At 40.9% G+C, this 24,558-nt stretch carries 27 protein-coding genes; 16 read left to right on the plus strand and 11 right to left on the minus strand.

Features of this window, described 5'->3' with window-relative positions:
• Positions 1–217: 217 nt before the first annotated feature.
• On the plus strand, positions 218–403 hold the full coding sequence (locus M3205_RS22140; protein WP_251171866.1) for a sporulation YhaL family protein: 186 nt from the start codon (positions 218–220) through the stop codon (positions 401–403).
• A 49-nt stretch (positions 404–452) separates the two neighbouring features.
• Here M3205_RS22140 and M3205_RS22145 read toward each other — a convergent pair whose 3' ends face one another.
• The gene (locus tag M3205_RS22145; RefSeq protein WP_251171867.1) at positions 453–1,343 is read right to left on the minus strand and encodes a peptidylprolyl isomerase; all 891 of its coding nucleotides are present in this window, start codon (positions 1,341–1,343) and stop codon (positions 453–455) included.
• A gap of 379 nt (positions 1,344–1,722) precedes the next feature.
• Between M3205_RS22145 and M3205_RS22150 the strand changes: the two genes are divergently transcribed.
• Both M3205_RS22150 and M3205_RS22155 read left to right on the plus strand, forming a co-directional pair.
• Positions 1,723–1,806 (plus strand): YjcZ family sporulation protein, encoded by an 84-nt coding sequence (locus M3205_RS22150; protein WP_064503397.1) that lies wholly within the window; start codon positions 1,723–1,725, stop codon positions 1,804–1,806.
• A 64-nt stretch (positions 1,807–1,870) separates the two neighbouring features.
• Positions 1,871–1,963, plus strand: coding sequence for a YjcZ family sporulation protein (locus M3205_RS22155; RefSeq protein WP_035326930.1), 93 nt, complete (start codon positions 1,871–1,873; stop codon positions 1,961–1,963).
• Between the two features lie 77 nt (positions 1,964–2,040).
• Here M3205_RS22155 and M3205_RS22160 read toward each other — a convergent pair whose 3' ends face one another.
• The 4 genes from M3205_RS22160 to M3205_RS22175 all read right to left on the minus strand — a co-directional run bounded on the left by M3205_RS22160 (position 2,041) and on the right by M3205_RS22175 (position 4,359).
• Positions 2,041–2,220: a hypothetical protein gene (locus M3205_RS22160; RefSeq protein ID WP_009331432.1), complete on the minus strand. Its 180-nt coding sequence runs from the start codon at positions 2,218–2,220 to the stop codon at positions 2,041–2,043.
• A gap of 150 nt (positions 2,221–2,370) precedes the next feature.
• Positions 2,371–2,919 (minus strand): DUF3267 domain-containing protein, encoded by a 549-nt coding sequence (locus M3205_RS22165; RefSeq protein ID WP_251171868.1) that lies wholly within the window; start codon positions 2,917–2,919, stop codon positions 2,371–2,373.
• Between the two features lie 227 nt (positions 2,920–3,146).
• The gene (locus M3205_RS22170) at positions 3,147–3,719 is read right to left on the minus strand and encodes an HTH-type transcriptional regulator Hpr (RefSeq protein WP_095243821.1); all 573 of its coding nucleotides are present in this window, start codon (positions 3,717–3,719) and stop codon (positions 3,147–3,149) included.
• A 289-nt stretch (positions 3,720–4,008) separates the two neighbouring features.
• Positions 4,009–4,359 (minus strand): YtxH domain-containing protein, encoded by a 351-nt coding sequence (locus tag M3205_RS22175; protein WP_251171869.1) that lies wholly within the window; start codon positions 4,357–4,359, stop codon positions 4,009–4,011.
• Between the two features lie 187 nt (positions 4,360–4,546).
• Between M3205_RS22175 and M3205_RS22180 the strand changes: the two genes are divergently transcribed.
• Positions 4,547–4,738, plus strand: coding sequence for a hypothetical protein (locus tag M3205_RS22180; protein ID WP_311315752.1), 192 nt, complete (start codon positions 4,547–4,549; stop codon positions 4,736–4,738).
• A 48-nt stretch (positions 4,739–4,786) separates the two neighbouring features.
• Here the strand turns inward: M3205_RS22180 and M3205_RS22185 are convergent, their stop codons facing one another.
• From M3205_RS22185 to M3205_RS22195, 3 genes are all read right to left on the minus strand, one after another.
• A complete protein-coding gene (locus M3205_RS22185) occupies positions 4,787–5,314 on the minus strand; it encodes a tryptophan transporter (RefSeq protein WP_251171870.1) in 528 nt (175 codons plus the stop codon).
• 128 nt (positions 5,315–5,442) lie between these two features.
• Positions 5,443–6,525: a 3-phosphoserine/phosphohydroxythreonine transaminase gene (gene serC / locus M3205_RS22190; RefSeq protein WP_251171871.1), complete on the minus strand. Its 1,083-nt coding sequence runs from the start codon at positions 6,523–6,525 to the stop codon at positions 5,443–5,445.
• Positions 6,526–6,686: 161 nt separating this feature from the next.
• Positions 6,687–7,106: an HIT family protein gene (locus M3205_RS22195; RefSeq protein ID WP_251171872.1), complete on the minus strand. Its 420-nt coding sequence runs from the start codon at positions 7,104–7,106 to the stop codon at positions 6,687–6,689.
• Positions 7,107–7,731: 625 nt separating this feature from the next.
• Here M3205_RS22195 and M3205_RS22200 point away from each other — a divergent pair.
• The 3 genes from M3205_RS22200 (at position 7,732) to M3205_RS22210 (ending at position 10,475) form a co-directional block, all read left to right on the plus strand.
• On the plus strand, positions 7,732–8,472 hold the full coding sequence (locus M3205_RS22200; RefSeq protein ID WP_251171873.1) for an ABC transporter ATP-binding protein: 741 nt from the start codon (positions 7,732–7,734) through the stop codon (positions 8,470–8,472).
• Positions 8,465–9,685 carry an ABC transporter permease gene (locus M3205_RS22205; RefSeq protein WP_251171874.1) on the plus strand — a complete coding sequence of 407 codons (1,221 nt, stop codon included), beginning with the start codon at positions 8,465–8,467 and terminating at the stop codon, positions 9,683–9,685. Before M3205_RS22200 ends, M3205_RS22205 begins: the two co-directional genes overlap by 8 nt.
• 64 nt (positions 9,686–9,749) lie before the next feature.
• Complete coding sequence (locus M3205_RS22210; RefSeq protein ID WP_251171875.1) at positions 9,750–10,475, plus strand: EcsC family protein; 726 nt, start codon at positions 9,750–9,752, stop codon at positions 10,473–10,475.
• Positions 10,476–10,512: 37 nt separating this feature from the next.
• Here M3205_RS22210 and M3205_RS22215 read toward each other — a convergent pair whose 3' ends face one another.
• Positions 10,513–11,721 carry a M20 family metallopeptidase gene (locus M3205_RS22215; protein WP_251171876.1) on the minus strand — a complete coding sequence of 403 codons (1,209 nt, stop codon included), beginning with the start codon at positions 11,719–11,721 and terminating at the stop codon, positions 10,513–10,515.
• Between the two features lie 144 nt (positions 11,722–11,865).
• On the opposite strand from M3205_RS22215, the gene M3205_RS22220 reads away from it, so the two are divergent.
• Positions 11,866–12,522 carry a phosphatase PAP2 family protein gene (locus M3205_RS22220; RefSeq protein ID WP_251171888.1) on the plus strand — a complete coding sequence of 219 codons (657 nt, stop codon included), beginning with the start codon at positions 11,866–11,868 and terminating at the stop codon, positions 12,520–12,522.
• Positions 12,523–12,560: 38 nt separating this feature from the next.
• On the opposite strand, the gene M3205_RS22225 is transcribed toward M3205_RS22220, so the two are convergent.
• Positions 12,561–13,967 (minus strand): hypothetical protein, encoded by a 1,407-nt coding sequence (locus M3205_RS22225; RefSeq protein WP_251171877.1) that lies wholly within the window; start codon positions 13,965–13,967, stop codon positions 12,561–12,563.
• A gap of 250 nt (positions 13,968–14,217) precedes the next feature.
• On the opposite strand from M3205_RS22225, the gene liaF reads away from it, so the two are divergent.
• The 3 genes from liaF to M3205_RS22240 are packed head-to-tail and all read left to right on the plus strand — an operon-like array spanning position 14,218 to position 16,739.
• Entirely contained in the window at positions 14,218–15,042 is an 825-nt protein-coding gene (liaF, locus tag M3205_RS22230) for a cell wall-active antibiotics response protein LiaF (protein ID WP_396106254.1), read from the plus strand.
• 9 nt (positions 15,043–15,051) lie between these two features.
• On the plus strand, positions 15,052–16,095 hold the full coding sequence (locus M3205_RS22235) for a sensor histidine kinase (RefSeq protein ID WP_251171879.1): 1,044 nt from the start codon (positions 15,052–15,054) through the stop codon (positions 16,093–16,095).
• Positions 16,092–16,739 (plus strand): response regulator transcription factor, encoded by a 648-nt coding sequence (locus M3205_RS22240; RefSeq protein ID WP_251171880.1) that lies wholly within the window; start codon positions 16,092–16,094, stop codon positions 16,737–16,739. The genes M3205_RS22235 and M3205_RS22240 overlap by 4 nt, the downstream gene beginning before the upstream one ends.
• A 359-nt stretch (positions 16,740–17,098) precedes the next feature.
• Here the strand turns inward: M3205_RS22240 and M3205_RS22245 are convergent, their stop codons facing one another.
• On the minus strand, positions 17,099–17,608 hold the full coding sequence (locus M3205_RS22245; protein WP_251171881.1) for an antibiotic biosynthesis monooxygenase family protein: 510 nt from the start codon (positions 17,606–17,608) through the stop codon (positions 17,099–17,101).
• 260 nt (positions 17,609–17,868) lie between these two features.
• Here M3205_RS22245 and hemE point away from each other — a divergent pair, with 260 nt between their 5' ends.
• The 5 genes from hemE to M3205_RS22270 all read left to right on the plus strand — a co-directional run bounded on the left by hemE (position 17,869) and on the right by M3205_RS22270 (position 24,413).
• Entirely contained in the window at positions 17,869–18,915 is a 1,047-nt protein-coding gene (gene hemE / locus M3205_RS22250) for a uroporphyrinogen decarboxylase (RefSeq protein WP_251171882.1), read from the plus strand.
• 120 nt (positions 18,916–19,035) lie between these two features.
• Positions 19,036–19,968 (plus strand): ferrochelatase, encoded by a 933-nt coding sequence (gene hemH / locus M3205_RS22255; protein ID WP_251171883.1) that lies wholly within the window; start codon positions 19,036–19,038, stop codon positions 19,966–19,968.
• A gap of 78 nt (positions 19,969–20,046) precedes the next feature.
• The gene (gene hemY, locus M3205_RS22260; RefSeq protein WP_251171884.1) at positions 20,047–21,486 is read left to right on the plus strand and encodes a protoporphyrinogen oxidase; all 1,440 of its coding nucleotides are present in this window, start codon (positions 20,047–20,049) and stop codon (positions 21,484–21,486) included.
• 113 nt (positions 21,487–21,599) lie between these two features.
• Complete coding sequence (locus M3205_RS22265; protein ID WP_251171885.1) at positions 21,600–22,172, plus strand: TetR/AcrR family transcriptional regulator; 573 nt, start codon at positions 21,600–21,602, stop codon at positions 22,170–22,172.
• A 72-nt stretch (positions 22,173–22,244) separates the two neighbouring features.
• Complete coding sequence (locus M3205_RS22270; RefSeq protein ID WP_251171886.1) at positions 22,245–24,413, plus strand: YhgE/Pip family protein; 2,169 nt, start codon at positions 22,245–22,247, stop codon at positions 24,411–24,413.
• Positions 24,414–24,558: the final 145 nt, after the last annotated feature.

The raw sequence follows: 24,558 nt of genomic DNA on the forward strand, positions 1-24,558 counted from the left end.
TATGGTAACTTAATTGTATCAGAAGTGGTCCTTATTTTTCTCAAAAACAATCAAAGCCGGTGACATTTTACTCGTCGTAAAATGTCACCGGCTTTTTCATTTCAGAGGTGGGTTTTGTCCCAGCCTCATTTTTGGTGTCTGTTTATCATAATTTTTTCGTTTTAGCATACATTTTATAATAAATGGACAACCATATGAAAAGAAAGTGGGGAAACAGATGATTCCAATTTGGGTATATTTTGTTGCAGCCGGAATCGTTATAAGTGCATATATGGCGGTAAGGACAGGCAGGGAAGAGAAAAAAGTGGAACATGACAGCATAGAACGCGAGGGTGAAATTTATATGAAGCGTCTTGAACAGGAAAAAGAAGAGCGTAAATCCACTAAAGTATCAGCAGGCTGACTTTAATAACTCATAAAAAACGGGACTCCAGTGTGGAGCCCCCGTTTTTTTATTTCGCTTCAGTTCCAGCTTCATCTTCAGCTTCAGGTTTATCAAGAATCCCTTTTAGTTCCTTATCTTTAATATCAACATCCGCAGCCTTTAGCTCACGATCCATTGCCTGCTGTATTTTCTCGCCATCAAGCTTGGAGACTTTTACTTGATATTCCATTTCCTTCTTCATTTCATCAAAGGACTTTTTCTCTTTTTTCTCAGTTACCTGAATTATATGGAAACCATGTTCTGATTGAACAGGAGCGCTGATTTCATTCACATCAAGGGCATAAGCTGCCTCTTCGAATTCAGGAACCATTTTACCCGGACCAAACCAGCCTAATTCTCCGCCATTTTCAGCAGATCCAGGATCTTTAGAATATTCCTTGGCCAGATCTTCAAACTTTCCGCCGTCATCAAGCTTTTTCTTAACTTCTTTCGCGGTTTTTTCATCCTCAACCAGGATGTGGCGTGCTTTAATTTCCGGCTTGTAGTTATCGTAGTATTCTTTCACTTCTTTTTCGGTTGCTTCAATATCTTTTATAGCGGCTTTTTCCTGGAGCAAGCCTGTTTTAAAGGTTTCCCTTAAATCTTCTTCATCCTTATAGCCGTATTGCATAAGTGCCATCTCGAAGTTAGCACCAAGCTGTTGTTTTAGTTCATCAATTTTCTCGTTAATTTCTTTGTCTGTTACTTTGTATTTATCAGAAAGAACTTTTTCATAAATGAGCTCCTGGAGCGCCTGTTCACCGTATTTTTCCTTCATTGCTTCATAAAGCTCGTCCTTTGTAATGTTTCCGCTCTTTGTTTCTACAACAACTTCTCCTGAGTCGCCGCCGGTGCTGCTGCATGCGCTTAATCCAATTACTCCGGCTGCAATGGAGAGCGATAGCATCCATTTTTTCATGTTGAACACTCCTAAATTAATTTTCAAATTTGGCTCTGGAGAGCTTGACTGCTGTCTTCTGCTGAATTTTTAGATTACTTAAAAACCAGCAATTGCCTTCACAGTGCCTTCAAATATCACATTCTCTACTATACCATAAATGAAAAAAATAACAAAAGAAGAAAGTAATGCTTGGTCCATAAACCATTGTTTTTAAAAAAAAATGGGTATTCGCCCATCCCATTCAGGACAATTGCACATATGATACATGGAACCCTCTGATGGGAGGTTTCAAATTTAAGCAGCCTAAAAAAAGTTTGGATAGCCGGGATAGTAGCCTATCCGACGACAGAGGCAAATGAATAGGATATGGTAGCAGCCTAAAGGGGAGGTGTTATCCATGGGTGCAGGATACGGCGGAGGTTTCGCGTTAATCGTTGTATTGTTTATCTTATTGATAATTGTAGGCGCAGCTTGGCTGTAAGCCTAGTTTGGGCATAGAGTCCATCTTCTGGGCTCTGTGCCGCAATTCGAAAGGAGGATTCCAAATGTCCGGAGGAAGCGGATACGGCGGAGGTTTTGCGCTAATTGTCGTATTATTCATTCTGCTGATCATCATAGGAGCATCTTGGCTTTACTAAGATAATAACCTTCACAATATAAAAAGCGGCGGAAATTTTCCGCCGCTTTTGCTCATGGTAAGAGCGCTCAGGATATCCTAAGCATACAAGATTTCTACAAATGAAGAGATTAGCAATATGGTGATAAGAATATTTATGGTTCTGAATACTTTGGGCTGCCGTTCCTCAGGAATCTCTTTTTGGAGACAAAGTGAATTTGTCATCTTGTTGATATAAAATAAAATAAAAACGGCAAAAATAATAAAGATGGAGATCATCCAAGATTCCCTCCTTGGGCAGTCATATGATTGCTGTAACTTGTTTTGTCTGTTATTTACAATAACAAAGTTCACAAAAAAAAGATAGTATTTAAGATTGGCTGTCAGGTAAATAAAAGGTATCCTTTGTCAGGATACCCGGGATTTTTGCTAATGATTCGAACGAAGTAAAATCTCAAATCCATCTTCATTTTCTTCTACAAAAGATTGATTTGGAGCATAAAGGACATTTTTTGCGCAGACTATGTCAGAAAAAGACAGGCCAGCATGGAATGCAAACAGAATGACTAAATAATGTACATAATGAGGAAAAACAAAGCAAGCAGCCAGAATCAGGCTGTTTATTATGAACATAGGGGCCAGTGTGGCAGTCAGGAAAAGCTGTTTTGAAATAGGCTCCGTTATTCGAATATATATAATTGGCATAAATCCATATTTAATTATCAGTTGCTTTTTTACGATTATTCCAAGGTGTGCAATCGGAAGGTAGTGAAGCAGCTTATGGACAGGATACATCAGCCATAGTCCCGCTGCAAAGAAAATGAAATAATTATCGTAAAAGGAACCCGGCATAAATACATACGTTGCAGGAACATATGTAAATATGAAAGTAGCCAGCATAGTTAAGGAAGACAAAATAAAAAGTCTCTGTGATCCATATTGCTTCGTGAAGTTAATCGTCTTCCAGCAATTCATCATAAAAATACCTCCACAAGGAGTAAAATAGTAATCTTTCAAACTCACTTATGATACTTTACGATGAATAAATAAAAAAATCAATAGGGAAAACAAGCAGATTTTGTCGAATAAAAACTTTACTAAAATGAAGCCAATGTGAAGCGGTGAGCAACCGCTTTCATAAATACAAAGCGAATGAATATGATTCGCTTTGTAAGAGGTTATATTGATGGAAGGATCTTTTTTAATTAAACAAGTTCCTTTTCTGCTTGTTTTTTCTTTAATTTGCCTTCATCTTCATCAAATTGATTTTCAAGGTTTGCAAAAGATTTTTCAAAGATTTCCATAAAATCATCACCATAAATATTACGGACTATTGCCATGATTTCGATGATGTCAGGAAATTTTCCATAAAGCTCTCTTAGTGGCATTGCACCAGAGAACACGGCGTTTTTTTCAGGTGAATAGGTTTCCATAAGACTTAATAAAACCTTTTCGCCATCCTCAGTCAATTTAATATACGTATTTCGTTTATCGCTTTCTTTCTTAGAAAATTGAAGAAAACCCCGTTCTTCGAGCTTTTTGGAGAAATTGAATGCAGTTGAAACATGCATTACACCAAACTTGGCAACATCCGAAATCGATGCTCCGTTTAAATGATAGGCAATCCATAAAATATGATGTTCATTAATGTTTAAATCGTAGGGTTTAATCCATTGCTGCCAATCTTTTTCTATAGACTTCCACAGGGCTTTACTCAGCTGTGCTACTCGCTGGCTGAAAATCATTGCTTCTTTTATAGAAATTGCTTTGTCCGACATTCAAAAGTTCACCTACTTTGTTAAATTAATTATTCTGGCTATTCAGCCGGAAGTTCATTTTTCTTTTATAGTATCATTATGCCAATAAAACAAAAATTAATAAAGATATAAATTTACAAAATTTTTAGACATATGATTAAATATTTCTACAAAAGGCTTAAGGTCAAGGGATGGAAGCCATTTTGAAGTTTTAAAAAAATTTGAAGCATTTTAATAATATATTAGTTTTCGTTCCAAAATAAAAAAATCCTTCTTTTTACGAAAGAAAAAAGAAGGGTTTTTTTAAAAATTACTTTATATTTGTTTCAAGTTCTTGTATGGCTGCTTCAATTTCTTGCAATTCACGCTGTAGCCTGTGCTGATGGGGAAGGATCTCGTTTTTCCAATTGCTGATTGAATATTTGATGTCACTTGAGAATTCCTTAAAGGCTGTTTTACCTTTCTTAGAAGCAAATGAAGCGGAATCCTTTATGGCCATCAATTCGGTTTTTAATTCTAAAAGCTGCTCTTTCAGAAGGTTTGTGTTTTCTTTTAACTGCCGTCGGGTATCCCTTCCAGGAGCAGGTGCAGTCAATAGGGTGGATATGCCGGCTGCAGCACCGCCAGCTAATAGTCCAAGCAATAACGATTTGGCTTTCATAACCATCACCTCAGAATCTTATTTATATGTCTATTTTACTACAATCTTCGTTCTTCTAAAGCTGAAAATGAAAAATGTTCTATTTATATCTATATCACAAAACATATAAGAGTAAACCATATCCTCATAGCTCAAGGCAAACAGGCATACAATTCAATAGAAGAAGTATTTTAGGAAAGGGGGAGGCATGTTGTCCGGTGCAGCGGCGGGAATTTTTGCATTAAGTGTGGTGCTGTTTTTAGGAGGTATCCACTTTTTCTTTTCAATAAAGAAACCCGGAGTCTATCCTCCGAAATATGTTCTAAAAAAAAGGGCGGTTGCTTTAGCGGCAGGCGGGGCGTTTTTGTTCCTGCTGGGTCTGATTGTCGGCAGTTTTTAAATAGTTTTCAAATAAAAAAGCCCGCTTAATTGCGGGCTTTCTGTATAATTATTGGCTGATCGTCTGCTGAGTCAGCTTCGTTCTGTTTGCGATTGATTGTGCTACAGGGTAAAGGATTACCATTGCAGCGGTGTTAACTGCAGCTGCAGGAAGTACAACTGCTGCAAATAATGCAGTGAAAGGTCCAGGCAGTCCGACAATCAGGTATGCAGAAGTTAAAAACACTATTCCGGATACAATTGTTCCTGCTGCTGTTAAGACAGCTGCACTGAGGATATTCTTCCTGAATTTCTTTACGATCAGGAACAAGGCGAAAAAGGTGAATGCAGTAACCGGCTTATCAATGATATTCGGGATTAATCCTCCAGGAAAGGTTGTGGTAAATCCGGAAATCAGGCCTGTAACTAACCCTACAAGCAAAACGCTTCTGGTGTCTGGAAAAAGGATTATGCCTAAAAACATCATAGTAAGCATCATGTCCGGTTTCATTCCGAGAAAGAACCCTGGAACAACGGCATGAAGTACTGCGCCCATCCCGACCAATAGGGATAAGGCCACTAAATTTTTTGTATTCATTTCTCATCTCTCCTCTGCTATTCTCTGACTAAGCTCTGTCGTCTCTCCTGCAGTGCACTCTTTGCCTGCAGCGAAAAACTTTAACTCATTATAACATATACCACTGAAATTCAAAGGTGTTATATTTTTTAATTATTATTTTTAAAAGCTTTCATAAAGGCGGCCAGCTTTTCAACATGATGCTCTGGCACAGCATTGTAAATGGATGCGCGGCAGCCGCCAATAGAACGGTGGCCCCCAAGCCCGACAAATCCTGCTTCTTTTGCCTGTTTCTGAAATTCCCTGGATAGGTCCTCGCTGTGAAGATTAAAAGTAACATTCATACGGGACCTGCTGTTTTTTTGGGCATGTCCTATGTAAAAACCTTCACTTTCATCAATAACATCATAAAGCATTTTTGCCTTCCTCTCATTGGCCTTTTCAATCTCCTGTAGGCCGCCTATCTTCTCTGCCCACTGAAGCACAAGTGACAGTAAATAGATTGAAAGAGTAGGAGGTGTATTATATAAAGAGTTGTTATTGGCAAATGTATTGTAGTTCAGCATTACAGGGAGCGTTTCAGAAGAACTTTTTAATAGTTCTTTTCGGATAATGACTACTGTTACACCTGAAGGGCCGAGATTTTTCTGGGCACCGGCATAGATCAAATCAAATTGGTCTACTTTCAATGGACGGCTTAATATATCGCTAGACATATCTGCCACAACGGGTGTTTTTTTATTTGAAGGAAAGCTTTGCCATTGTGTGCCGTAAATTGTATTGTTGCTTGTAATATGAAGATAGGCAGCATTGTCCGGCATATCATCTTGACTAAATTCTGGGATAAAGCTGTATTTATGATCCTTGCTGGAGGCAGAAATGACAGTTTCGCCGATTTTATCTGCTTCTTTTAAAGCCTTCTCTGACCAGGAACCACTAAGAACATAATGGGCTGCCTGGTCTTTTCCCAGAAGGTTCATCGGCACCATGGAAAACTGGAGACTGGCCCCGCCTTGAATAAATAGCACTTCAAAGTCATCCGGAATAGCCAGCAGCCTTCTTAAGCGTGTGATTGCCTGATCATGTACTTCCTGATATTCCTTGCTTCTATGGCTCAGCTCCATAATGCCCATCCCAGTATTGCCGAAGTTCAGCAAACTTTTTTCCGCTTCTTTTAATACCTCTTCCGGCAGGGCTGCGGGGCCTGCATTAAAATTTAGAGCACGGTTCATTTTTCTCCCTCCAAATATAAAATAAATTCACTATAACGCTGTGAAGAAATAAAGATAGTTAATATGTTAACAAATTTTATTGATTTGTACAGATAAAAAAATGAACAATTTGAAAAATTGGAGAAAAAAACTCCCCCTGCAGAAACAGGAGGATCAAAAGGCTACAGATATTTTTTTATGGCTTCAGAGATTTCCTTGAGATCTGTTGCTGAGTAATCAGATTGATGTGATTTCCACACAACCCCTAAGCCATCTCCATCACCATAACGGGGAATAAGATGGGAGTGGAAATGGAAGACGGTCTGCCCGGCGTGTTCACCGTTGTTATTAATTAAATTCAGACCAATTGGGTCGAATTCGGCCTTGATGGCTCTTGCAATCTCCGGCACAGCTTCGAAATAGTTCCGGGCAGTTTCAGAATCCATTTCATACAGGTTTTCTTTATGTACTTTCGGAATGACAAGTGTATGCCCTTTTGTGACCTGGCTTATATCCAGAAATGCCATCACATGGTCATTTTCAAAAACTTTGGCTGAAGGGATCTCGCCATTGATTATTTTACAGAAAATACAATCGTTCATTATGTCAGCTCCTAACCGAATTTCTTTTTCACAATTCTACCATATTCTCCAAAAAACAAAAAAGCAAAAGGGACGGGATATGGCATTCCATAAAATAAAAGGCAGGATCCGCTTGGAATCCTGCCTTCGTGAAGGGGAAGCTTCTATTAGTACGTTTCTATTTCAGGTTAATTCTCTTTAACAAACACCTCATTTATGAATGAATTGTGTTCATATCTAGAGAAAATCGATCTTTGTTCAATCGGACCATCCCCTTATTTTCTTTATAAGCTTTTACAGGCATATAAAGCATGGATGATAGTCTTTAACAAACACCTCATTTAAAAAATGACTTAGTGACCACTTTCGGGTAAAGCGATCAAGTGTTTAAGATCATCAGGTTTCATGTGCAATGCAACCATCCCCTTATTAGGAACGTTTGAAGCTTATACTGAAAGGAAACTGTCTGCGACAGACACCTCATTTCAAGTTTTGATCATCTGAATGATGTTCAAATGATTTGTTTCCCCTTCATTGATTAGAATGTCCCGCCCCGTCATTTATATACAGGAATTCTGCCCAAACTGGACAATTTACTTTGGCTTTTTTTACAATGGACTTATATATAATAGGAAGGACGTTGAAAATGGCGCTGCTTGAGATTAAAAACGTTACCGGCGGCTATACGAGAAACCCGGTTTTAAAGGATGTCTCCTTTGAAGTGGGTGAACATGAAATCGTCGGCCTGATTGGCCTTAATGGAGCTGGAAAAAGTACGACCATCAAACATGTAATTGGCTTAATGGAACCGAAGGAGGGAGAAATATCGATCAATGGCATGCAATTCCTTAAGGATAAGGAAGGATATCGCAAGCAATTCACTTTTGTTCCGGAAACCCCGATTTTGTATGATGAACTGACACTAGAAGAGCATTTGCGTATTACAGCCATGGCATACGGTCTGCCTGAAACAGAGTATAAACAAAGAGTGGAAACACTGCTGAAGGAATTCAGAATGGAAAAAAGGCTGAAATGGTTTCCAGCTCATTTTTCTAAAGGGATGAAGCAGAAAGTAATGATCATGTGCGCTTTTTTGGTGCAGCCGTCATTATACATTGTTGATGAACCATTTGTAGGTCTGGACCCGCTTGGAATCCAGTCACTTCTCGATTTGATGAAGAAAATGAAAGAGAGCGGTGCCGGCATTCTTATGTCCACCCATATTCTGGCGACTGCTGAAAGGTATTGTGATCGTTTTGTGATTTTACACGAAGGCAAAGTAAGGGCGAAGGGAACTCTGGCGGAGTTGCAGCAGCAATTTGCAATGCCGGGAGCAACCCTCGATGATTTATATATCCAGCTCACAAAGGAAGAAGATTATGTTTGATGAAAAACAATTATGGAAGGAGAGGTTAGGGAGGACAGTCAAAGAGCTTTCCCGCTATCTCCGTTATATCTTTAATGGCCATATTGTCATTGTCATGGTGTTTCTTCTGGGAACTGCAGCTTTTTATTATCAGGAGTGGATAAAAACCCTGCCCGATGATTTTCCTGCTGCTGCGGTTATAGCAATCATCTTAGCTCTCCTGGTTACATACAGCCCGATTTATACATTTTTTTCTGAAGCAGATAAAATTTTCCTGCTGCCGCTTGAAGACAGGCTTTTAAATTATTTCAGACGTTCGATGGAAGCCAGCTTTTTTGTACATGCATATCTCCTTGTTATGGGGCTGGGAGTTTTATTGCCCTTGTATGCAGCGGTGAATGATGGCAATTTTAAAGTGTTTTTACCATTTCTGCTGTTTCTGCTGACTCTAAAATTGATCAATTTACTGATACGCTGGAAGATACAATATTATATCGAAACAAGCGTACATATACTGGATACATGTGTCCGTTATGCTGTTAACGCTGTGTTTTTATATTTTCTATTTAGCGGTGCTTCCCCCATTTTTATGCTGGCAGCAGGTGTGCTGCTGATCCTGCTGTATTTGTTCTTTACCATGAAATCCAGGGATAAAGGGCTGAAATGGGAATATTTGATTGATCAGGAAGAGAGAAGAATAACATCCTTTTACAGGCTGGCTAATATGTTTACAGATGTTCCAAAGCTGAAAGACCGTGTGAAAAGGCGGAAGTGGCTTGATTGGCTGCTCTCAGGTATCCCATTTAAACAGGATGCAACTTTTAAAAACCTTTATATCCGTACATTTCTCCGATCCGGTGATTACTTTGGATTATTTATTCGTTTAACTTTTATAGGTGCTGGAGCAATTTATTTAATATCGTATGGTATGGGACAAATCCTGCTTGTTCCGTTATTCATGTATCTAACCGGATTTCAGCTGCTGCCCTTATGGAACCATCATCAGGATAAGCTGTGGGTGAAATTATATCCGGTTAAAGGGGATATACAGGAGAAGTCCTTTAAACAGCTGCTGACAGGAATCCTTTATGTTCAGGCACTCTTATTATCGCTTGCTGTACTGGCAAATGGCGGATGGCTGGCTTCGCTTTTGGCTTTTACTGTTGGAATTTTATTTGCGTACGTATATACTCATTTCTATATTCAGAAACGGCTGGCTGGCAGCCGGGCTTAAAATGAAACTATTGCTGTCTTTTGTGCGTATATAGAGTCATCCTGAAGAAAAGGCAGGTAGAAAAATGAAGGAATATGAATTAAAGGCATATAAGGAAATTGATGAATGGAAAAGACGGATTAACAAGCGCTCCAGTATGCTGAATCGCCTTTCCAAAAAAGCTCAAACAAAGGTAAATAGTATTATACCTGAAAAAGCTCATCAAATTATCACAGAAAGCATTAAGAATATGGTAAAAGCCACTTTGATTGGATCAAATGCATTCACCAGAAAAAAACAATCTGCCGGCCGCAGCCTGGAAATGATGGATAATATGCTTGAAGAGAAGCTTTCGGCATACCGCAAAACAGCTGCTGTCGAAGGTGCCGGAACCGGGGCAGGGGGAATACTCCTTGGCATTGCTGATTTTCCTTTGCTGCTGAGCATTAAGATGAAATTTCTTTTTGAATCCGCCTCCATTTATGGGTTTAACACAAATGAATATGGAGAGCGCCTGTTTCTCCTTCACGTTTTTCAGCTCGCCTTTTCAAGTGATGATAAAAGGAAAGAAACACTAAAACTGATTGAAGAATGGGATGACCGGAAGAAAACATTGAGTGACATGGACTGGAAGATCTTTCAGCAGGAATACCGGGATTATATCGACTTTATCAAAATGCTCCAGCTGGTGCCGGGTATAGGTGCTGCTGTCGGGGCGTATGCAAACTATAATTTGCTTGACCACTTAGGTGAAACAGCTAAAAATGCTTATCGTCTGCGGATATTGAAAACAGCCCCAAGGCCTGATTAGGTTTGGGGCTGTTTTTAAGTTACACTCTAATTTCTTCCTATTGTCCTACTTCAACAGAGTCTTTGCTTTCCTGATAGCTATGATAGTTTATAGCTGCTGCTCCCAGTGTTTTGGCTGCGATTAGCATAGCCTTTTCATCTATATCAAATTTGGGGTGATGGTGAGGGTAATTTTCTGATGTATTTTCAGGTCTTGCCCCGGTAAAGAAGAAGGTGCCTTTTACATGGTGCAGATAGTATGCAAAATCTTCACCGCCCATTTCAGGGTCTGTTTCTTCTACATATTGGACTTCATCAATTTTCCCTGCCAGTTCTGCCAGGTATTCTGTTTCCCTTTTATGATTTACAACTGCAGGGTAGCCTCTATGGAACCGATACTCAAAGCCGCTGTCTGCTGTGTAGCATGTTCCTTTGACAATGCGCTCGATTTCCTCTTCGATATTAGTGCGGACGTCCTCGTTAAATGTGCGGACAGTACCGATTAATTTTGCTCTATCTGCAATTACATTAAATGCGTTATCAGCTACGAAAGAACCAACTGTTACAACTGCAGAATCAATTGGATTTACCTTTCTGCTGACGATTTGCTGAAGATTGACAACCAGCTGGGAGGCAGTTACAATCGCATCTTTTGTTTTGTGAGGCTGTGCACCGTGCCCGCCTTTTCCTTGGATGGTAACTTCAAACCTGTCTGCTGCCGCCATAAATGGGCCAACCCGATATTGGATCTTCCCTGTTGGTTCTGAAGCCCACAGATGAGTTCCAAAAATGGCATCGACACCTTCAAGGCAGCCATCTTTAATCATCGAAATTGCTCCGCCCGGGGCATATTCCTCGGCGTGCTGGTGAATCATTACATATGTACCTTCTAAATCATCGCGAAGTTCATTGAGCGCCTTCGCCAGTACAAGTAAAGTGGCCGTGTGTCCATCATGTCCGCAAGCATGCATTACACCGGGGACCAATGATTTATATGGGAGATCCTTTTCATCCTGGATAGGAAGTGCATCAAAGTCGGCTCTTAAAGCGATGGTCTTTCCTGGTTTGCCGCCGTGAATTCTGGCAACCACTCCATTTCCCCCTACATGGCTTCGGACTTTAATCCCCAGATTTTCATAAAAGGTTTTGATATAGTGAGCGGTCTTTTCTTCCTTAAAGGATACTTCAGGGTTCTGATGAAGATAGCGCCGGATGGAGACCATTTCATCATAATAGCTTTCCAGTTTTTTAAATAGTGATTCAGACATGATTTCCTCTCCTATCCATGTAATTTTTCCATTATTATAACATTCTTTAATGGAATAAAGGGAAAAATGTTATTTATGCAAACTTACCATAAAAAGTGAAGAAGAGATGATACTATAAATTGGGAGGTATTAGTAAGATTGAAAATGCTTAAATCTAAATGGACCTATTTTTTCATGGCTTTATCCGTATCCGTTTTTCTATTTTTTCTTGTTGCCGTTACTAACGGGCAACCTCTTGATTTTGACCGTTATTTGTCAAAATTCTTTACGGAATTATTTTCTGAAAGCACCCATCCATTTTTTGAAGTCATGGACAAGATGGGGAGTAAAATCGGTGTAGGGATTATTACATTGGCTTTTTTAGCGATGCTTTGGCTCAGGTATAGGAATTATGAGGCTATGGCAGCTGTTGTTTTTGCAGTTACAGCGGGAAATGAAGTAAATAAGTGGCTTAAAGAGGCTGTTGGGAGGCCGCGCCCTGATCAAGAGCATCTTGTTGATGTGTCGAGCCTCAGCTTTCCGAGCGGACATGCGATGATTGGGATGATTCTATATGCGTCTATAGCCTATTTTATTATTACCGAGCTGAATAAAGCGTCAGCGAAATGGATCACGGGGATTATAGCCGGCGTTTGGATTTTTTTTATGGGGATCAGCCGGATCGTGATGGGTGTACATTATCCATCTGATATTGCAGCAGGATTTGCAGCAGGTTATATTTGGGTTTTCATATCAATTTCCTTTTACGTGGCCATAAAGTCTATATTCAGAAGGAAATCATATGAGAGAAAATCAGCTTAACAGCCAAAGAGACTATCGCCGATAGTCTCTTTGGTGTTTTAAATGAGGAACATGGCTGCAATAGTTGTCACGATTAAGCCAATTGTGACCGGTAGCAGGTTCCGTCGGGCCAGCTCAAAAGCATCTACATTGCATATTGCGGCTGCAGGTATAAGGGCCCAAGGAACCAAAGTACCACCGCCTACCCAGATCGCAGCTACCTGCCCAAGGGCCGTTAAGGTTGCAGCACCTGTGCCGATAGCTGTCGCAAATAGATTTGCAATGGAGCCGGCAAGTGAGATGCCGGAAAAACCGGATCCATCAAGCCCCGTAATGGCTCCAACGATAGTTAGTGTAATGGCGCCTATCTCTTTGCTCAAAGGTACAACAGATGCTAGCCCCACTCCAAGATCATTAACAATTCCATGAGAGCCCTTTGGCAAAAAGTCTCCTATCATCTTAGAAAATCCAGCGTCCCCCAGATAAAAGAAAGCTGCAATTGGAATGACAGGGCCAAATACTCTAAATCCAAATTGGAATCCTTCAACTAAATAGGCTGTAGTTTTTTCAAGGCCCCTATTCCGATGGGCAGCGAGAGTGATCAGCAGGAGAATAAATATCGATGTACCGCCTACCAAAGCAGTTGCGTCACCGCCCTGAAGATCTAACGCAAACATTGCTGCTACATCAGCAGCAAATAGGATTGGGATTAATAATGCAAAAAAACGTTTTTGTTTAAGTGAAAGCAGGTGTTTTTGACTGGCATCAGCCTGCAGTTCAACAGGTGTATTCCCGGTAAGCCCAGTATTTGCAGTCAGTTTGCCGCTTTTCATATCTCTCTTGATAAGATAAAAAGCGGTTATAGTCGTGACTGCACCCATAATGATAACAAGCGGAACACTGGCAGATATGACCTCACCTACAGGAAGACCTGCCGCGTCGGCAGTTAACTTCGGGGCAGCCTGGATTATAAAGTCTCCTGATAGTGCGATGCCATGTCCGAACAGGTTCATGGCCATTGCCACACCCAGAGCAGGTAATCCTACCCGAATGGCTACCGGAAGAAGGACGGCCCCCATTAAGGCAACAGCAGGAGATGGCCAAAAAAACCAGGAGATGACCATCATCAAAATTCCGATCGTCCAGTAGGCAAGTGCCGGCGTTCTGATTAATCTGGTAAAAGGAGAGATCATGACATCATTAATTCCGGTTGTGGTCAGTGTCCTGCTCATGGCCACTATAATGGAAATGACCAGAATAGTGGAAAGAAGTTCTGTTATCGCAAATATAAAACTGGTAAAAATACTGCTGATTGAACCGCTTAAGGAGCCGGTGGCTGTAATGGCAATTAAAAAGATGCCCGCAATACAGACAAACGTTGTATCTCTCTTCATAACCATGAAGCCAATGATGAAGAGAATAAAAAGAACATATATCCAATGGATGGCTGTCAACTCAACTCCCACTTAATTTCCCCCTTTCATAATTCCTTAGGAGAAGCGCCGATTTAGGCGAATCACCCGATTCGGAATGTAGTACAGAATATGATGGAATGAAATAAATGGTGATATGAATTGAATCCGTCCAGAGGAGGAGGCTGAAACACACCGGGGGATGTTTCAATAGAATTGCTGACTGATAAAATGAATGTACAGGAGGAAAATGTTTTTGCATTAGCGAATACAAGAATAGGAGAAAAGAGGGAAGGGAAAGCCTATGAGATACAGGTCCGTTAACCAAATAATCTTCGCGATAACTTTATCAGCAATTGGGGTTTTGCTTCTTCTTATGAACATAGGTGTCATTTCCTTGGAAATAAAAGAGGTTTTTGTCGTAATTTACCCCTTTATCCTGATGGCTGCCGGTTTTTATTATCTGCTGTCAAACATACTGATGAAAAGCCGGAGCGGGATGTTTAAAGGGTTATTTCTATTTGTATTTTCATTGCTATTAATCCTTGATCGTTTCGGAATAATTGAATTCAGGTTTATGGAAATATGGAAACTCTGGCCCCTGTTTCTTATTTTCATCGGCATTAATATTCTATTGAAAAAAGATCGATTAAAGATACATTTTGAGCAGGAGTTTCCGGCTGATATCTATGGGAAAGATAAAGGTGCAGCTGAGAAAAAAGTTATTAATATATCAAAATATGAAAGCCCACAGCCGCTAAAAAATATTAGAGGCTTTTCAATTGGCGATGTGGATTTTAAACAGCCGAATTGGTCTCTGGAGCCGATGGATTTATATACAATGATCGGTGATTATTTTATCGATTTCAGTAAAGCTTTCATCCCGGAGAAAGAGACGCCTGTCATTGTGAGAGGATGGATTGGCGATGTGAAAATGATCATCCCCGAAAACATACCGGTAATGATTCAGTCAAATATTAATATAGGAGACATCCGCATATTTGATCAAAAGACAAGTGACATCAATCGAACCCTTCACTATAAGTCACCTGGTTATGATGAAGCGTCCAGAAAGCTGAAAATCGCTGTACAAGTAAAAATTGGATCCATTCGGATCGATAAAGTATAGGGGTATAAGATGAGAAAAAGCGGAATCAGGTATTGGTTTGTGCAGAGCTTTATTATGATGGCCATTATAAGTTCATTAATCTTTTTTGTCGGATTGCAGGTCTATCTATTTTATAATTCTGGATCACCATTGACTATAAAGAGCACATTTTGTCTGTTTTTGTATGTTTTAACGGTATTAATCCTTACGGGTGCCTATTTTGGACTAAAGGGCAGCTACTTAATAAAAGGGCGGCTCGGTGATATTTTATTATTTGTTTCGACCTTAAGAAGCGGCAAGTATGCTGATCGGATGGAATCTTATGAAAAAGATGAAATAGGATTAATATCAGATGAACTGAATCAGCTGGCTGAAAATATTCAGGAGCAGGTTTTTTTCATGCAGCGGCTTGCCGATGAAAAGTCTGCATTGGCACAAACAGCCCATTCAGCAGCTGTAATGGAAGAAAGGCAGCGTCTGGCCAGGGATCTGCATGATGTAGTGAGCCAGCAGCTTTTCGCATTAAGTATGATGTCTTCAGCAGCCCTGAGAGTTTTTGATTTGGATAGTGATAAAGCTAGAGAACAGTTAAATGAAATCTCGGAAATCGCTGCGAAAGCCCAGGGGGAAATGAGGGCGCTTCTCCTCCATCTCAGGCCTGTTCAGCTGAGTAATGACAGACTTTGCGATGGCATTATTAAGCTGATACAGGAGTTAAAGGCAAAGACAAACATTGAATTCCATGCAAGTATTGATGAGATTGAAAACCTTTCTAAAGCAGCGGAAGAGCATTTGTTCAGGATTGTCCAGGAGGCTTTATCAAATGTGCTCCGTCATGCGGATGCAGGAAAGATTAGAGTAACCCTAACGGAAGAGGAAGATTACATCTATCTTTTTATTGCTGACAATGGAAAAGGATTTAATCCTCATAAAGAGAGAATCACTTCTTATGGGCTGAAAACTATGAGGGAACGCTGCGAGGAGGTTGGCGGAATATTCAAAATACGATCCAAAGAAAACGAAGGTACTTATATAGATATTAAAATTCCTGCAAAAGGGGAGAGGCTGAAATGATCAGGATAGCAGTTGTGGATGATCATGAAATGGTAAGAAGGGGCATTATTTCTTATTTGGCAACTGAGTCGGGCATAGAAATCGTAGGGGAAGCAGGCAGTGGTAATGAAGCTGTAGAGCTTGTACTGAAAGAGCGGCCGGAAATCGTTTTGATGGATCTCCTGATGGAAAATGGAAACGGAATTGAAGCGACAAGAGAGATATTAAAAAGTTACCCTGAGTGCAGGATTATTATTATAACCAGCTTTTACGATGATGAACAAGTTTTTCCGGCTATTGAAGCAGGTGCCTTCAGCTATATGCTGAAAACGGCCAATGCTGCTGAAGTTGTGAATGCCATTAAGAAAGCTGCGCAGGGTGAGCCTGTCATCGAGTCAAAGGTTGCGGGGAAAATGGTACGCCGTTTCAGAGAAAAAGAGAAAAAGCCTCATGATGATTTAACTGAAAGGGAGTTTGATGTCCTGCTCTGCATTGGGGAAGGGATGACAAACCAGGAAATCAGTGAGGAATTGTTCATTGGCATCAAAACCGTTAAGACCCACGTAAGCAATATCCTCGGTAAACTGGGCGTTACAGACCGTACACAGGCTGCCGTTTACGCCAATCGAAACGGAATTATAAAAAAACAGGCGGAAAAAGGATGAGTAAAAATGGCTCATCCTTTTTTTCAATAGGCTGTTTTCGCAAAGTTTGTTGCTATTTATATTATATTTACTGAGTTGATTGTAGTGGAAGGTTCGAGATCCTCGAAAATGCATTCACATTCTCTTCGTGCGGTGTTTACTCAAGGTAGCCTATTCAACGTCCTACGGGAGTAGCGGGACAGGTGAGACCCCACAGACGCGTAGCGTCGAGGAGGCTCACCGCCCGCCCCGTGGTTCGCTGAGCATCCTCTCACTGCAATCAACGGACAACATTGATAAGCGAAAAACAACAATTTATACGAAAAGAGCCTTTCAATAAGAAAGATACTATTGAACTTCCAGGTCCAGCATTCTACTTGTTACTCTTCTTCAGGGATATAATATTGAGTCATATATGGTGCGCTGGAAAAAATGTTCGGTGTCTTATCAATGCCGCTCTCTGTTCCGCGCTTTTCATGTGCTTTTTCATAAGCTTTGGAATTCTGCCAGTTTTTAAATGACTTTTCATCCTGCCATAGAGTCAAGGTGACATATGTGTTGGAGTCAAGAGGGCGCAGGACACGGATAGCTATAAATCCCGGTACATTTTCGATAAGCCCTGCCCTGTTTTTCAGTCGGTGCTCAAATAGCGGCCTGCCTTCATCTGAAACAGGTACATTATTCAGAACGGCAAATCCTGCGCCGGAGAAGGTTCCTGAAGAATCGATTACTTCATAGGAACGGGGCTCCTTAAAGATGGAGGCGCCTGAAGTTTCATGAATTAATAAAGCACTATACGTATTCTGCATTGTAACCATGTTTTCATCGGGGTGCTTTTCCTCTATTTTCTTCAAAAAATCGTAACTTCCTCTGGCCATATAAAGCTTCATTTTTTTCACTCCACTTGGATAATTTTTATAGTGTTCATTATTTAAAATAATTTTATATTGTGCTTATATCCTTACAATCTTCAATTTTCCCTTATATAGACAGTTAAAAACGTCAATTTTTTGACATTTGGTGTTCATGTCTATACAAAAACAGAGAAAAAAGGATATAGTCATAAAGGGTAGATATTCGAGATTTCTAATTTGCTTACATATATATTACAATAATACGCAGACAAGTCTTGAAAGGTGGATAAAATTTAATGACGAACTCATTTAATGATACATTTCTGAAGGCAGCAAGAGGAGAACGGACAGATCATGTTCCAGTATGGTACATGCGCCAGGCTGGCCGCTCACAGCCGGAGTATAGAGCAATTAAGGAAAAGTACTCCCTATTTGAAATTACACACCAGCCTGAGCTTTGTGCCTATGTAACAAGGCTGCCGGTAGAGCAGTATAATAATGATGCTGCCATTCTTTATAAAGACATTATGTCACCGCTTCCAGCCATTGGGGTGGATGTGGAAATTAAATCAGGAATTGGCCCTGTTATATCAAATCCAATCCGATCTAAAGCAGACGTAGAGAAGCTAGGTGAAATCAATCCGGAAGAGGATGTTCCATATGTCCTGGATACTATTAAGCTTCTTACTCAAGAACAGCTGACTGTTCCTCTTATCGGTTTTGCAGGTGCTCCGTTTACACTTGCCAGTTATATGATTGAAGGCGGTCCATCAAAGAATTACAACAAAACAAAATCATTTATGTATGCAGAGCCTGAAGCCTGGTTTGCATTAATGGATAAGCTTGGAGAAATGACTATTACCTACGTGAAGTCCCAAGTCAAAGCAGGTGCAAAAGCCATCCAGATTTTCGATTCATGGGTTGGTGCCTTGAATGTGGAAGATTACCGCCATTTTATCAAGCCGGTAATGAATCGCATTTTCTCTGCCCTGAAAGAAGAGAATGTTCCGCTGATCATGTTCGGTGTAGGCGCAAGTCATCTTGCACTGGAGTGGCATGATCTGCCACTCGATGTAGTGGGGCTTGATTGGAGACTTCCAATTCAGGAAGCAAGGGCAAAAGGCATCACCAAAACAGTTCAAGGTAATCTTGACCCTGCGATTCTCCTTGCCCCTTGGGAGGTTATCGAGGAAAAAGCCAAAGCTATTCTTGATCAGGGAATGGCTCAGCCGGGTTATATTTTCAACCTTGGACACGGTGTTTTCCCAGAGGTTAATCCTGACACATTAAAGAAATTAACTGCTTTTATTCACGAATACTCTGCCTCAAAATTAAGCAAGTAACCTCCGGCTGGCTTAAAGCGATATCAGTCTGCATTTGCATATTGCTATGAGCATTAGTTTTGGTAATCGATTTGTTTTTTGGCACAATAAAAACTGGAGACAGAATTTGAGGTGGATGATATGGGTAAAAAAAGAATGGGATTACTTGTAATGGCTTATGGAACTCCCTATAAGGAAGAAGACATTGAGCGTTATTATACACATATACGCAGAGGAAGAAAGCCTTCTGAGGAAATGCTTGAAGATTTAAGAAGCAGGTATGAAGCGATCGGCGGAATATCGCCGCTTGCAGAAATTACTAAAGATCAGGCTGAAAAACTTGAGCAGCATCTAAATGAAATTCAGGACGAGTATGAATTCAAGATGTATATTGGATTGAAGCATATTGAACCTTTCATAGAAGATGCGGTTAAACAAATGCATGAAGATGGGATTGAGGAAGCTGTAAGTATTGTTCTTGCGCCTCATTTCTCAACCTTCAGCGTGAAATCGTATAATGGCAGAGCCAAGGAAGAGGCTGAAAAGCTTGGTGGTCTTGACATAACGTCAGTTGAAAGCTGGTATAAAGAGCCTAAGTTTATTAAATATTGGGCTGATCGGGTAAAAGAAACCTTCGATAAAATGCCTGCTGATGAAAAAGATTCTGCAGTGTTAATTGTTTCTGCACATAGTTTGCCGGAAAAAATCCTGCAATCCGGGGATCCATATCCGCACCAGCTGCAGGAAACAGCTGACCTCATAGCAGAGCAGGCTGGAGTCAAAAACTATGCTGTCGGCTGGCAAAGTGCAGGGAACACACCGGAGCCATGGCTTGGGCCTGATGTGCAGGATTTGACAAGAGATCTTTATGAAAATAAAGGCTACAAAGCATTCGTTTACACACCTGTAGGTTTTGTTTCGGATCATCTTGAAGTGCTGTACGATAATGATTTTGAATGCAAAGTTGTCACTGATGAGCTGGGAGCAAGCTATTACCGCCCTGAAATGCCGAATTCTCAGCCTGAGTTTATTGATGCAATGTCAGATGCCATTTTTAAATTGCTGAATAGATAAAGCGGAGCTTCACTCAGTGGGGCTTACTGCCTGTTAGACCGCGATAATGCAAAAAATTAGAAAAGAAGGCGATTTACCGTGCAGGGAGAGAGACAGAAAGTGATTGTTGCCGGAGGAGGAATTACGGGTCTTGCTGCAGCTTACTATCTGCAGAAGGAAGCTAAAGAAAAGGGCTTGGCTCTGGACGTTAAGCTCATAGAGGCTTCACATCGCCTTGGCGGCAAGATTCAAACAATAATAAGAGACGGTTTTGTGATCGAAAGAGGGCCAGATTCCTTTTTGGCCCGCAAGCAAAGTGCAACACGTCTTGCCAGGGAAGCAGGCCTGGAAAAGGAACTTGTGAGGAATACTTCCGGCAAATCCTATGTGCTTGCAAGGCAGCGTCTATATCCAATGCCTGGCGGATCCATCATGGGAATCCCGACACAAATAGCTCCTTTTATTACAACTGGCTTATTCTCTCCCGCAGGAAAGGCAAGAGCAGCGGCAGATTTTTTGCTGCCTCGCTCCAATCCTTCCACAGATCAGTCTCTGGGTACATTTTTCAGAAGAAGGCTTGGTAACGAAGTTGTCGATAACTTGATTGAACCGCTTCTCTCCGGCATATATGCAGGCGATATTGATCAATTGAGCCTAATGGCCACCTTCCCGCAATTTTATCAGGTTGAGCAGAAGCATAGAAGTTTAATTCTTGGAATGAAAAAGGCTGCAGACTCTCAGCCGAAACAATCCGGAAACAGCAAGAGCAAAGAAGGAATGTTCCGTACTTTCAAATCAGGGCTTCAATCGCTTGTCGATGCTCTCGAGAGCAAGCTTGAACCCGGGACTGTGATGAAAGGACATCGCATTGAATCGGTTATTAAGAATGACGAAAGCTATACCGTAGAAATGAATGGGGGAGAACACCTAAATGCAGATTGCATAGTTATGGCTGTTCCCCACCATGCTATGTGCAGCATTTTCTCCGGTTGGGGACTTTTTGAGCAGTTAAAAGAAATGCCGTCCACTTCAGTGGCAACAGTAGCTCTGGCTTTTCCAGAGGATGCGATTGAAAGGGATATAGATGGAACGGGTTTTGTTGTTTCACGCCACAGTGATTACACCATTACTGCCTGCACCTGGGCACATAAAAAATGGCCTCATTCTACCCCAAAAGGAAAAGTGCTTCTGCGCTGTTACGTTGGCAAACCAGGTGATGAAGCAGTAGTGGATCTTTCAGACGATCAAATTGTTAAAGTTGTGCTTGACGACTTAAATAAAACGATGAATATTAATATGAATCCTGAATTTAGTTATGTAACAAGATGGAAGGATTCAATGCCTCAATATACCGTTGGACATAAAGAACGCGTCGGACTGGCTAAGAAACAGGCGGAGGATGAACTCCCGGGCATTTTTCTGGCAGGAAGTTCGTATGAAGGTCTTGGGGTTCCTGACTGCATAGATCAGGCAGAAGAGGCAGTTCGAAATACATTAGAATACCTGCAAATCAACAAGCCAAAAGCTGTCCGTGTATGACAGCTTTTTAAATTGGCATCATTTAAGGTTGCTTTTTTAAATAGAGTATGATAAATTACTTTTTGTACTAATGACCAAATTGTTCATTTAGTCACTTTATAAGAGGTGAGTATATGTCAGCAGATCGGAAACAGCAGATTCTTGAAGCAGCCACAAAATCATTTTCTCTTTTCGGTTATAAGGCAACCACTATGGACCAGGTTGCAAAGCTTGCGAATGTTGGAAAAGGCACTATCTATAATTTCTTTAAAAATAAAGAAGAGCTGTTTGATGAAATTATCCATACGCTAATCACGGAAATGAAAAATGCAGCAGATGAAGCGCTTGATCCTTCTTTGCCATTTCATAAAAATGTTCATCGGGGATTGTATAAAATACTTGAATTCCGCATGAAGCATCAGCTGACAATCAAGCTTTTCCAGGAAGCAAAGGAAATGGGCACTCCTGCTGTTACGGAGGTGATTGGGAAAGTAGAGGATGCGATAGTAAAATATGTAAAAGATAAAGTTACACTTGCCATTGAAAGAGGAGAAATCCGGGAATGCGATCCGGAACTGACTTCCTTTGTCATGCTTAAGCTTTATATTGCACTTATTTTTGATTGGGAACAGCGTCATGAACCACTGGAAAAAGAAAAAATAGCTCTTCTATTTGAACAATACATTATGAAAGGATTATCGAACTAGATAGTCCTCTATTTTTTCAGAAAAATGACCAAATGAGAAAAGTAGTCAATAAGTATTTTGGAGGGATTTACGGTGAAAAGCAAACTTTTCCTTAAGGAGTTTTCAGCCATAATAAAAAACAAAAAGCTGCTGATTCCAATTATAGCAGTCATGTTTATTCCGGTTTTATATAGTGGAATGTTCCTGTGGGCATTCTGGGATCCATACGATCATTTAGAAGATCTCCCGGTTGCCATCGTTAATGAAGATGCCGGTGCAGTATTGGAAGGAAATGAATTGAACCTGGGCAATGATCTTGTTGATAATTTAAAGGAAAGCAAGGACTTTAACTTTCAATTTGTTGATAAACAAGAAGCGTACAAAGATCTAAATGATCAGCAATACTATATGCTGGTGGAAATTCCTAATGACTTTTCCAAGAATGCTACCACTCTGCTGGAAGACAAACCGCAGAAAATGAATCTGATTTACGTTCCAAATGAGAGCTATAATTTCTTGTCCGCTCAAATTGGCGGGACAGCTGTTGAAAAAATTAAAGCGTCACTGTCAGAAAAAGTAACTGAAACATATGCAGAAACCATGTTTGATAAGGTAGGGGAACTTGCAGATGGCATTGGGCAGGCAAGTGATGGTGCCCTTCAAATCAGCGAAGGAGCAGCTGATCTAAAGGACGGGTCCAGAACCTTGCATGAGAAACTTGAGATTTTGGCCGATAAATCCATTGAGTTCAATAACGGCGTAAGCACAGCAAGCAAGGGTTCTAAGGAAATGGCAGAAGGAGCCAGATCTCTTTCTGAAGGTTTAGGCAAACTTGCAGGAGGCCAATCGGAATTGAGAAATGCTTCTGGTCAACTAGAGTCAGGAAGTGAAGATCTTTCTGCAGGTGTTACACAAACAAAAGAAGGAATCTTAACGGTAAAAGATAAAGTTTCAGTTATGATCGATGGAACCGAACAGCTTGAAAATGGAGCAAACACATTATCTTCATCTCTGGAGCAATGGCAGACGGAAGCGCAAAAACTCAGCGGAGGTACTGCTCTTTTAGAACAAAGGCTACAGGGCATCTTATCGCAGCTTCCAGAAGATTCTCCTGAAAAGGCTGAGCTTCAGACTGCACTTGCACAGCTGAAAAACGGGTCAGCCCAGCTTGCCGAATCAGCCGGCAAACTGTCTAGTGGAGGAGCCGAATTGTCCCAAAGAATGGGGCAGTTGAAGGCAGGACAGCAGCAGTTTCAGCAGGGAATAAATCAGCTTGCCCAGGGAACAGCCGAGCTGGAAAATGGCTCTCTTAAGCTGGTACAGGGCCATAAAGATTTCGATGCGGGAATGGAAGCATTTGCTCAGAAGTTTGATGAAGCACAGGCTGGAGCAGAAAGGCTTGCAGGCGGTGCAGCGGATTTGTCAGGCGGTCTTGGCAAACTGACACAAGGTTCAGCTGCATTTGCAGACGGTTCTAAGCAGCTTGAAGCTGGTGCAGGCAAAGTTGCTGAGGGTAATTCACAAATTTATGAAGGATCGTCTGAGTTAGCAAATAAATTGGCTGATGGCGCTGAAAATGCTTCATCAGTAAATGCCAGTGATAAAACTTATAACATGATGGCAAATCCGGTAGAAATAGATAATGAGAAGGTTACTGAAGTTCCAAACTATGGTACAGGATTTGCACCTTATTTTCTGTCTCTTGGTCTTTTTGTTGGAGCTCTGCTGCTTTCTATTGTATTCCCGCTTAGGGAACCGGCTGGCGTTCCGCGCTCAGGATTCAGCTGGTTTGCAAGCAAGTTTGGAATTCTTGCAGGAATAGGCATTATTCAAGGTCTTATTGCAGCGGTGATCCTATTGCTGGGACTTGGCCTGGAAGTGCAGAGTGTACCATTATTTCTTCTGTTTACAATCCTGACCAGTTTGACTTTCATAGCGCTTATTCAATTCTTTGTTACTGTCATGGGTGACCCAGGCCGGTTTGTTGCAATTATTATTTTAATACTCCAGCTGACAACAAGTGCCGGTACTTTCCCGCTTGAGCTGATTCCTAATGCACTTCAGCCAATCAGTTCATATTTGCCTATGACCTATTCTGTTTCCGGTTTTAAGGCAGTCATTTCAAGCGGCAATTTTGATTTTATGTGGGAGAATGCGTTAATTCTCGTGAGCTTTGGAGCCTTGTTCATTGCAGGATCATTTGTCTACTTTACTGCCATGCACAAGAAAAGATTTGCAGCTGCTGCAGAGCAGACTAAATAAAAGCAAAGCCAGCCCAAACTGGTCAAGCCCCCATATAGTGGAGATATTAAAAAACCGGAGCTGTTTCCTTTTGGAAATGGCTCCCTTTCGGTTTTATTTTAGTTATTTCATTCTTTTTATTTACTTGACATGGAGCCTCGTCACG

Source organism: Cytobacillus firmus (genome assembly GCF_023715565.1).
GTDB classification, from domain to species: Bacteria; Bacillota; Bacilli; order Bacillales; family Cytobacillaceae; genus Cytobacillus; species Cytobacillus firmus_C.